3 protein-coding genes are annotated in these 5,689 nt (G+C 39.4%); 2 read left to right on the forward strand and 1 reads right to left on the reverse strand.

Going from position 1 to position 5,689, the window contains the following annotated elements:
* Positions 1 to 417 precede the first annotated feature (417 nt).
* Complete coding sequence (locus KCG35_RS17295) at positions 418 to 1,959, forward strand: ABC-F family ATP-binding cassette domain-containing protein (protein WP_215821049.1); 1,542 nt, start codon at positions 418 to 420, stop codon at positions 1,957 to 1,959.
* Positions 1,960 to 2,146: 187 nt separating this feature from the next.
* Positions 2,147 to 3,445 carry an inosine/guanosine kinase gene (locus tag KCG35_RS17300; protein WP_215821050.1) on the forward strand — a complete coding sequence of 433 codons (1,299 nt, stop codon included), beginning with the start codon at positions 2,147 to 2,149 and terminating at the stop codon, positions 3,443 to 3,445.
* A gap of 232 nt (positions 3,446 to 3,677) precedes the next feature.
* Here the strand turns inward: KCG35_RS17300 and KCG35_RS17305 are convergent, their stop codons facing one another.
* Complete coding sequence (locus KCG35_RS17305; protein ID WP_215821051.1) at positions 3,678 to 5,606, reverse strand: SWIM zinc finger family protein; 1,929 nt, start codon at positions 5,604 to 5,606, stop codon at positions 3,678 to 3,680.
* Positions 5,607 to 5,689: the final 83 nt, after the last annotated feature.

The following is a 5,689-nucleotide window of genomic DNA, read 5'->3' on the forward strand; positions in this document are numbered from 1 at the left end:
TTTTTTGCTCTTTAAATTTTTATATGAGACTGCCTTAGAGGATATCAAGCACAAGGTTAAAAGTTGATTATACGGATAAGGTCTTATATATTGACCATACAGCATTATATGGTTTACGAAATGAAATTAATAAGAAGGCAAAGCTCTGTGCAGATACACGATGAAGTGTTGCTCAGAGCCTAAATAACGAAATCTTCATCAGACATACTCTCAGCGAAGCGTAATATACCCATAACAAAGGGTATACAAGGATACGTAATTTATCGTAGGGACTTTATTGTCTGTGAAAAATTGTAAAAGGCCGGTGATGACACCTCATCACCGGCCTTTTTTATATCCAGTAGTTAGATATAAATTAAATTGCAAAATCCTTGGGCCGGTACTTAGTTACCGGCTTTTTTTATGGTTTAAAAAAATATGAGCTTACTAATAGTAAAAGACCTGACATACCAAATTGCAGAAAAACGTCTTTATCAACAGGCTAATTTTTCTCTGCACCATGGGGAACATCTTGGTGTAACGGGAGAGAATGGGGTAGGGAAAAGTACTTTACTTAAATTGCTGCGTTCTGAGCTTTTACCTGATCAAGGTGAAATCCTTTGGCAACCAGACATTATGATTGGCTATCTGGATCAGCACACTACCTTTGATCCTGAGTTAACCATATTTCAATTTCTATCAAGCGCCTTTGAGACATTATTTGAAGCAGAAAAAAATTTGAATAACCTTTATACACAGATGGCTACAGATACATCCCCTGCAGTGCTTAACCGTGCTGCTGAGTTGCAGTCTTTACTGGAAAAAGAGCAGTTTTATAGTTTGAATTATCGTATTGAGCAAATTGCCGCTGGTTTAGGAATTGATGTTTTGGGGATGGCCAGCAAGATGGGTAGTTTGAGTGGAGGACAGTGCCATAAAGTAATGCTAGCAAAGTTATTACTTCAGCAACCTGAGGTTTTGCTGTTAGATGAACCCACGAACTTTTTGGATACTGCGCATGTAGAGTGGTTAGCTAACTTCTTGGCTAATTATGCTGGAGCTTTTTTAGTTGTTTCTCATGACATTAGCTTTTTGGACTCTATTGCAAATGGAATCTGCGATATAGATTATCAACAAATTAAAAAATATAAAGGTCACTATTCCAAAGCAATGTCTCAGAAAGAGCAGGAGCGTCTTCAGTTGCAAAGCCAATATGATGCTCAGCAGCGCCAAATACAAAAACTGGAAAATTATATTGCAAAAAATGGTGCTGGTGTGAATGCAAAGATTGCAAATGGTCGAAAAAAACAGTTAGCTAAAATTGATAGAATTGAAATAAACAGGCAAAAACAAGCTTACTATTTTACTTTTAAACACTCTCCACTCAATGCACAGACTGTCATTGTGAGTCGAAAATTAAGTATTGGTTATACCTACCCATTATTGCCAGATCTTAACTTATATATTCAGCGTGGCGAGAAGATTGCAGTGGCAGGTTTTAATGGAGTGGGCAAATCTACGTTACTTAAGTCGTTAGTTGGCGAAATTCCACTGCTTTCCGGACAGCTTGAGATCACTAAATCAGTTAAATGGGGGTACTTTGCTCAAGAGTTATATTGGCCTTACCCTGAATCTACTCCAGTACAGGTGGTATGCTCCGCAAATACCACGCTTACCAATAAAACAGCTCGAAAATACCTGGCTGAGTTTAGAGTGGCAGGTAGTAAAGCAGTACAACCTATACATACACTAAGCGGTGGAGAACAAACCAAGGTGAAGCTGTGTTGCTTGGCGGTTGAAGAAACCAATGCGCTGGTACTGGACGAACCGACAACACACCTGGATATAGAAATGAAACAAGCCTTGAAAGAAGCTCTGATTTGCTATCCGGGAACTGTTATTTTGGTTTCTCATGAACGGGAATTTATTCAAGGCTGGCCGGACCGAGTAATTGATATTTCTTGTAAAGCGCTGGTTTAGCTGAGGTTGAAGAGTAAACAACACGTTTTGTGCTTTGGACTGCTAGTATAAGAAAAAGCTGTTAGACAGGTTATGTCTAGCAGGCTAGAAGTTAATTAAGCAACGCTTTTATCTTTCGGCCTTTACCCATTGGCATTAAGTGTTGAAGTCACTACAATAGCGCGTTTTGCGGATAAGTCTTTTAGTCATGAAGTTTCCAGGCAAGCGCAAAGTTAAGCATTACTTCCCTGTGGGTACTCCACGTCCCTTTTCCCCTGAGCGTGATCTCATCGCTGAAGCTGTCTATCCCTTGGTTGGTGTTGAACAAACGCTGGTAGACATAGAAGCCCATGTCTCTTATGAATTCATGGAAAAGTATGGCATTCAGCCTGGAACCTCAGTATTACCAAGTGCTGAAGTGGGGGAAGTGATACTTGCAGATCTAACTGCCCAAGGCTTAATTTGCAATCAACAAGCGGGTAGTACTATTGGTAACACATTGCATAACTTTTCTATCTTAGCTGACGCTCCTGCGATTCAGCTAGGAGTAATGGCTGATCCTATCCATGTTGGTTCACCTGCATACCACTTCCTCAGAACGACCAGTACCCGTGTTAACTTAGACTATATGCAACCAGTAGGTAGTATTGGCCGGGCATTGACGTTAATAACACCTGATAGTGAACGTAGTTTTGTCATTCTGCCTGGAGACATGGACTTGCTCAAACCAGAGTCTATTCCTGAAGAAGCTTTTGAGCATGCATCTGCTGTTGTATTCAATGCTTACCTGTTTCGTACACGTGAGCATGGCACTATCTATGAGGCAATGGAAAAAAGTATTGAGCTTGCCAAAGCCAGAAACTTACCTGTGGGTTTAACGTTGGGTACGCACTTTATGGTTTCTGAGTACCGTGATGAAATCGAAGCATTTATTCGTGCTCACGTTAACTTGATTGCCTGTAACGAAGATGAAGCTGAAGCACTGACAGGAGAGGCTGACCCTCTCGGTGCCATGGATAAACTATTAGACATGGCTGATATGGTGCTACTGACAGCAGGACCTGCGGGTTTATACTTTGGTGGCTACACTGATGAGCAATGTGCAAGAATTACCAAGTACCCGCTAAAGTCAGGTGTTATCCCTGAATACAACCGTTACGAATTCTCCCGGCCATTACTCAAAGAGGATTGCGAAGAGCCTATTAAAGTTATTTCGCACATAAGTCCATTTATGGGCGGGCCTGAACGTATTGTAAATACCAATGGTGCAGGTGATGGTGCATTAGCGGCCTTACTGCATGATATGGCAGCGAACCGTTTCCACCTTAAAGTCATGCCAAGCTCAAGTAAGCACGATCGTAATTACATGACGTATTCTTCTTTTGCTCAAGTTTGTAAATATGCAAACCGGGTAAGTTATGAAATTCTTGTGCAAAGCTCACCACGCTTAGCTCATGGTTTACCAGAGCGAGAAGACAGCTTGGAAGAAGCTTATTGGGATATGTAGTTATTTTTAAGTAGCTTCGCTTAAGTCGACTTTAAAAAGCCAGGATTTTCCTGGCTTTGTTATTATTGATCCACTGTATTTCCAATAGATAAAAGACTTTAGTTGCTATTAATTAATACATCTTACGTTTTATACTTAAACTAAAACATAATGCGTCATTACGCAATAATGGGCAAAAATTAAACTCTGACTTTAAAATCAGCAAGATAGATCAATGAATCTTATTTATAGCCTATCCAGCCACTTTTTCGAAAACAAGTGCGTTTAATTCTTGCTGTAAACGCTTTTTGGGTTTGTGTTCAGAACGAATTCTAGCAATACGCTTTTCCCATTCCTTAATGCGATCATTATTTTTATACACTGCATACATTTTACGTAAATAATCCATGGCTGCTATATAAGACCTGGCATTTACTTCAGCAATTAATGACTCAACGATTTTGTCCCAAATTGTTAATGCAATATTGGGGTGGGTGTCAGCAACGGCTTCTGCAACATTTTGTTGATGGCGGTGGTAGCGACTGAAAAATCGGTTACTATTGTCTTTTTGGCTTTTTAAGTAGTATGCAACCACATCATCATTACGTTTTTCGTGAATGGCTATTGTAATGAGTAAGCTGTAGTCAGGAAAAATTCTTTTAAACTTACTTTCTTGAGGGTAAAGCACCTCTGGCTTAGGTAATGGCCAGTCTTGTTTACGATTATTTTTAGCCGTTAAATCAGGCCGCTGACCCACTTCTAAATAATTTAGAATTTTATTACGTACCTCATTCCAACAGTTTACTTTCTCACAGGCTTTTTGCAAACTTCGATAGGCCTCTAGAGAAGGCAACTCAAAAAAGCTTTGCGCATGGTAAGCAGCCATTAAGTCGTATTGACGGTTTTGTTTAGCCATCTCAGATAATTTTTTTTGCAGTTGGTTTGCTATTCCTGGCGAATCCTCCAATGTTTTATAAAAACCATCAATACACCACTGTCGGGCTTTTTCGACTTCACCGATGCTTAGTAATTCATCGACAAGGTCTTGGTAATTTTCGCACTGCTCCACTTCTGTTTCCAGTAGAGATACTATTTTTTCAGATTGTTCACCTGCTTTTAAAGCTTTTATAATCTGTTCAACTAACTGTCTACGAGAATAACGTTTAGAAAAGTTGCTGCTCGCGGATAACGTAGACATTGCTTTTAATTTATTTATAAGATTATCTGCAACGTGTTGCCAGTCAGTCGGCGTGTATCTTGAAAAATCGAATAGATTATAGACATTATCTAATACCCTAATATCGTCATTTAACTGCCGATCAATAATCCACAGTAGTTGATCTACAGGGGATAGGCTCGTATTAGGCAGTGCTTGTACAATAATTTCCATGCATTCGCCAATTTCGCTTGCTGTTTCACCTTCGTCATTGGCATTTTGTGCTTGATTATAGCCCTGTTGCCACAGATACTCCCCTAGCTGCAGAACATCATCTGCATGACCTTGCTTTAATAGTGCTTTTAACTGGATGCGAACGGGAGCATAATCTGGAATATTACTGTCATTGTCCCAGTGGTTAGACCAGGCATCGATTCGGCTTAGTTCCCTGATTTTTTTGTGTAATAATTTAACCTGCTGTTTAACACTACTATGATTAAAGCGATGACTTTCTAGAATTGCTTTTCTTATTTCAGGATATCTATTCGTTATTTCAACTAGTAAATCACACAGTTCTTCATGGCTTTTTTTAATCAGTACTTGATGTACTTGTAACTCATAACTGGAGAGCGTTGTTTCGCTATTAATTTCCAGAGAAGACGCATCATCTTCATCGTAATCGCCATAAAGCTCATAATAAAGATCATCATCTTCCGTGAGTAATGGAAATTCCTTTGCGTTTTTCAAATACTGTCCAATTTTCAAAATCAATGCAACAGCATGTTTACAGTTTGCAGAGTAAGGACAGCTACAAGTACCAGTTAATTGGCCTTCTTCATCTAATAGTATGCGGGTTACGTAAAACTCAGTACCTTCAACTTCAGCAATCAACTCATCTTGTTCGGTGATAAAAATATCGCCTACATAATCGATATAGCCTTTACCACGCTTAACAATAGAAGCACCTGCCCAATCGTACAAATCATTCATGGTTAGCTTGCGGATAAACTGATGAATACTTGTCATTACAACACTCTTAACTAGTCCATTTGCTATTGCTGGAGACACTTTTAGGTAATTGTGGATCCACAACTATACTCTGAGCACGG

The organism is Zooshikella harenae, from assembly GCF_018837975.1.
Classification (GTDB): Bacteria; Pseudomonadota; Gammaproteobacteria; order Pseudomonadales; family Zooshikellaceae; genus Zooshikella; species Zooshikella harenae.